2 rRNA genes are annotated in these 5,007 nt (G+C 55.8%); both read left to right on the top strand.

Annotated elements, in window-relative coordinates:
* The first annotated feature begins 69 nt into the window (after positions 1-69).
* Positions 70-1,593 (top strand): 16S ribosomal RNA (locus ACFUCU_RS16185).
* A 566-nt stretch (positions 1,594-2,159) separates the two neighbouring features.
* Positions 2,160-5,007: ribosomal RNA gene (locus ACFUCU_RS16180) — 23S ribosomal RNA — on the top strand; the annotation flags it as partial.

The following is a 5,007-nucleotide window of genomic DNA, read 5'->3' as shown; positions in this document are numbered from 1 at the left end:
GCTGGTTTCAAATTTTGTGCAGCCTTCGTATCCCGTTTTCCCGGGGTTGTTGGTTGTGTCTGTTTGTTTTCAACGGAGAGTTTGATCCTGGCTCAGGATGAACGCTGGCGGCGTGCTTAACACATGCAAGTCGAACGATGATCCGGTGCTTGCATCGGGGATTAGTGGCGAACGGGTGAGTAACACGTGAGTAACCTGCCCTTAACTCTGGGATAAGCCTGGGAAACTGGGTCTAATACCGGATATGACTCCTCATCGCATGGTGGGGGGTGGAAAGCTTTTGTGGTTTTGGATGGACTCGCGGCCTATCAGCTTGTTGGTGAGGTAATGGCTCACCAAGGCGACGACGGGTAGCCGGCCTGAGAGGGTGACCGGCCACACTGGGACTGAGACACGGCCCAGACTCCTACGGGAGGCAGCAGTGGGGAATATTGCACAATGGGCGGAAGCCTGATGCAGCGACGCCGCGTGAGGGATGACGGCCTTCGGGTTGTAAACCTCTTTCAGTAGGGAAGAAGCGAAAGTGACGGTACCTGCAGAAGAAGCGCCGGCTAACTACGTGCCAGCAGCCGCGGTAATACGTAGGGCGCAAGCGTTATCCGGAATTATTGGGCGTAAAGAGCTCGTAGGCGGTTTGTCGCGTCTGCCGTGAAAGTCCGGGGCTCAACTCCGGATCTGCGGTGGGTACGGGCAGACTAGAGTGATGTAGGGGAGACTGGAATTCCTGGTGTAGCGGTGAAATGCGCAGATATCAGGAGGAACACCGATGGCGAAGGCAGGTCTCTGGGCATTAACTGACGCTGAGGAGCGAAAGCATGGGGAGCGAACAGGATTAGATACCCTGGTAGTCCATGCCGTAAACGTTGGGCACTAGGTGTGGGGGACATTCCACGTTTTCCGCGCCGTAGCTAACGCATTAAGTGCCCCGCCTGGGGAGTACGGCCGCAAGGCTAAAACTCAAAGGAATTGACGGGGGCCCGCACAAGCGGCGGAGCATGCGGATTAATTCGATGCAACGCGAAGAACCTTACCAAGGCTTGACATGAACCGGTAAGACCTGGAAACAGGTCCCCCACTTGTGGCCGGTTTACAGGTGGTGCATGGTTGTCGTCAGCTCGTGTCGTGAGATGTTGGGTTAAGTCCCGCAACGAGCGCAACCCTCGTTCCATGTTGCCAGCGCGTTATGGCGGGGACTCATGGGAGACTGCCGGGGTCAACTCGGAGGAAGGTGGGGACGACGTCAAATCATCATGCCCCTTATGTCTTGGGCTTCACGCATGCTACAATGGCCGGTACAAAGGGTTGCGATACTGTGAGGTGGAGCTAATCCCAAAAAGCCGGTCTCAGTTCGGATTGGGGTCTGCAACTCGACCCCATGAAGTCGGAGTCGCTAGTAATCGCAGATCAGCAACGCTGCGGTGAATACGTTCCCGGGCCTTGTACACACCGCCCGTCAAGTCACGAAAGTTGGTAACACCCGAAGCCGGTGGCCTAACCCCTTGTGGGAGGGAGCTGTCGAAGGTGGGACTGGCGATTGGGACTAAGTCGTAACAAGGTAGCCGTACCGGAAGGTGCGGCTGGATCACCTCCTTTCTAAGGAGCGCCTACAACAACCCCGCCTGGTCTAAGTACTGGTGTGGTGGTGTTGTCAGGAGTAGGCCCGTTGCGCAGACGCAGGTTCTGCGGCGGGTGCTCATGGGTGGAATATCAATGAATAGGTGCCTGTCGGGTTTTTCACCGGTGGTTAGTACGGATTCTCTTTTGAGGGGGTTGTGGAACGCTGTGGTGGGGGTTCTGGTGGGTAGTGTTTGGCACACTGTTGGGTCCTGAGACAACAGGACCATGGTCCGTGTCTGTCCCTTCTTTGTGGGGGGTGGGTGCGGGGTGTGGGTTTTGTGTGTTTCTGGTTTCCTGGCTGCGACGCCCTGGACGCTGTTGACCTTCTTGCCTTCGGGTCAAGGGGTTGGTGTGTGGGGTGTGTGGTACGGGGTTGTTGTTTGAGAACTACATAGTGGACGCGAGCATCTTTTATAAGAAGCAATTTCCAAGAATATGAACCTGGATCTGGCTGCGCTCGATGGTGTCACCCCTTGTGGGTGGTGTTGTTGTGGTGTGGTTGGTTTCTGTGGTTCTCTCGAAATTACTCCTTGATCTTTTGTGGTCAAGTTTTTAAGAGCACACGGTGGATGCCTTGGCATTAGGAGCCGAAGAAGGACGTAGGAATCTGCGATAAGCCTGGGGGAGTCGATAACCGGACTGTGATCCCAGGGTGTCCGAATGGGGAAACCCCGCCAGGGGCGCGAGTTGCCTGGTGACCCGCATCTGAACACATAGGGTGCGTGGAGGGAACGCGGGGAAGTGAAACATCTCAGTACCCGCAGGAAGAGAAAACAATAGTGATTCCGTTAGTAGTGGCGAGCGAACGCGGATCAGGCTAAACCGTTCCATGTGTGATAGCCGGCGGGCGTTGCATGGTCGGGGTTGTGGGACTTTCCGTTCTGTCTCTGCCGGGACAGTGGGGTGAGAGCGTGGGCATAGGTGAACGGTCTTGAAAGGCCGGCCAGAGAGGGTGTGAGCCCCGTAACCGAAATGTTTGTCACGCCGCCTGGAGAGTATCCCAAGTAGCACGGGGCCCGAGAAATCCCGTGCGAATCTGTCAGGACCACCTGATAAGCCTAAATACTCCCTAATGACCGATAGCGGACCAGTACCGTGAGGGAAAGGTGAAAAGTACCCCGGGAGGGGAGTGAAACAGTACCTGAAACCGTGTGCTTACAATCCGTCGGAGCAGCCTTGTAGTTGTGACGGCGTGCCTTTTGAAGAATGAGCCTGCGAGTTAGTGTTACGTCGCGAGGTTAACCCGTGTGGGGAAGCCGTAGCGAAAGCGAGTCTGAATAGGGCGTTGCAGTGGCGTGATCTAGACCCGAAGCGAAGTGATCTACCCATGGCCAGGTTGAAGCGACGGTAAGACGTCGTGGAGGACCGAACCCACTTCAGTTGAAAATGGAGGGGATGAGCTGTGGGTAGGGGTGAAAGGCCAATCAAACTTCGTGATAGCTGGTTCTCCCCGAAATGCATTTAGGTGCAGCGTTGCGTGTTTCTTATCGGAGGTAGAGCTACTGGATGGCTAATGGGCCCTACAAGGTTACTGACGTCAGCCAAACTCCGAATGCCGGTAAGTGAGAGCGCAGCAGTGAGACTGTGGGGGATAAGCTTCATAGTCGAGAGGGAAACAGCCCAGACCACCAACTAAGGCCCCTAAGCGTGTGCTAAGTGGGAAAGGATGTGGAGTTGCGAAGACAACCAGGAGGTTGGCTTAGAAGCAGCCATCCTTAAAAGAGTGCGTAATAGCTCACTGGTCAAGTGATTCCGCGCCGACAATGTAGCGGGGCTCAAGTACACCGCCGAAGTTGTGGCATTCAGATTTTTGCTAAGCCCTTGTGGTTCAGGCGTCTGGATGGGTAGGGGAGCGTCGTGTGGGCAGTGAAGTCGCGGTGTAAACCAGCGGTGGAGCCTACACGAGTGAGAATGCAGGCATGAGTAGCGAAAGACGGGTGAGAAACCCGTCCGCCGAATGATCAAGGGTTCCAGGGTCAAGCTAATCTGCCCTGGGTAAGTCGGGACCTAAGGCGAGGCCGACAGGCGTAGTCGATGGACAACGGGTTGATATTCCCGTACCGGCGAAAAACCGCCCATGTTGAACAGGGGATACTAACCGCCCGAGACCTGCCCGACACCCCTTGTGGGTGAAGGGTTTTGGTGGAGCGCGGGACCTGATCCTGGGAGGCAAGCGTATTAACAGGTGTGACGCAGGAAGGTAGCCGGGCCGGGCGATGGTTGCCCCGGTCTAAGGATGTAGGGCGAACGGTAGGCAAATCCGCTGTTCATGATGCCTGAGACCCGATGGGACCCCCGTATGGGGGGATCCGGTGATCCTATGCTGCCGAGAAAAGCATCGACGCGAGGTTTTAGCCGCCCGTACCCCAAACCGACACAGGTGATCAGGTAGAGAATACTAAGGCGATCGAGAGAATTATGGTTAAGGAACTCGGCAAAATGCCCCCGTAACTTCGGGAGAAGGGGGGCCCCTATCGTGATGGACACTTGCTGTCCGGAGCGTGGCGGGGCCGCAGAGACCAGGGGGAAGCGACTGTTTACTAAAAACACAGGTCCGTGCGAAGTCGCAAGACGATGTATACGGACTGACTCCTGCCCGGTGCTGGAAGGTTAAGAGGACCGGTTAGCCGCAAGGCGAAGCTGAGAATTTAAGCCCCAGTAAACGGCGGTGGTAACTATAACCATCCTAAGGTAGCGAAATTCCTTGTCGGGTAAGTTCCGACCTGCACGAATGGAGTAACGACTTCCCCGCTGTCTCAACCATAAACTCGGCGAAATTGCAGTACGAGTAAAGATGCTCGTTACGCGCAGCAGGACGGAAAGACCCCGAGACCTTTACTATAGTTTGGTATTGGTGTTCGGAGTGGCTTGTGTAGGATAGGTGGGAGACGTTGAAGCCCGGACGCCAGTTCGGGTGGAGTCATCGTTGAAATACCACTCTGGTCACTTTGGACATCTAACTTCGGCCCGTAATCCGGGTCAGGGACAGTGCCTGATGGGTAGTTTAACTGGGGCGGTTGCCTCCTAAAAAGTAACGGAGGCGCCCAAAGGTTCCCTCAGCCTGGTTGGCAATCAGGTGTCGAGTGTAAGTGCACAAGGGAGCTTGACTGTGAGAGAGACATCTCGAGCAGGGACGAAAGTCGGGACTAGTGATCCGGCGGTACATTGTGGAATGGCCGTCGCTCAACGGATAAAAGGTACCTCGGGGATAACAGGCTGATCTTGCCCAAGAGTCCATATCGACGGCATGGTTTGGCACCTCGATGTCGGCTCGTCGCATCCTGGGGCTGGAGTAGGTCCCAAGGGTTGGGCTGTTCGCCCATTAAAGCGGTACGCGAGCTGGGTTTAGAACGTCGTGAGACAGTTCGGTCCCTATCCGCTGCGCGCGCA

The sequence above is a fragment of the Arthrobacter sp. NPDC057259 genome, from assembly GCF_042668995.1.
GTDB lineage: Bacteria > Actinomycetota > Actinomycetes > Actinomycetales > Micrococcaceae > Arthrobacter.
This window is presented reverse-complemented; position numbering and strand designations above follow the sequence as displayed.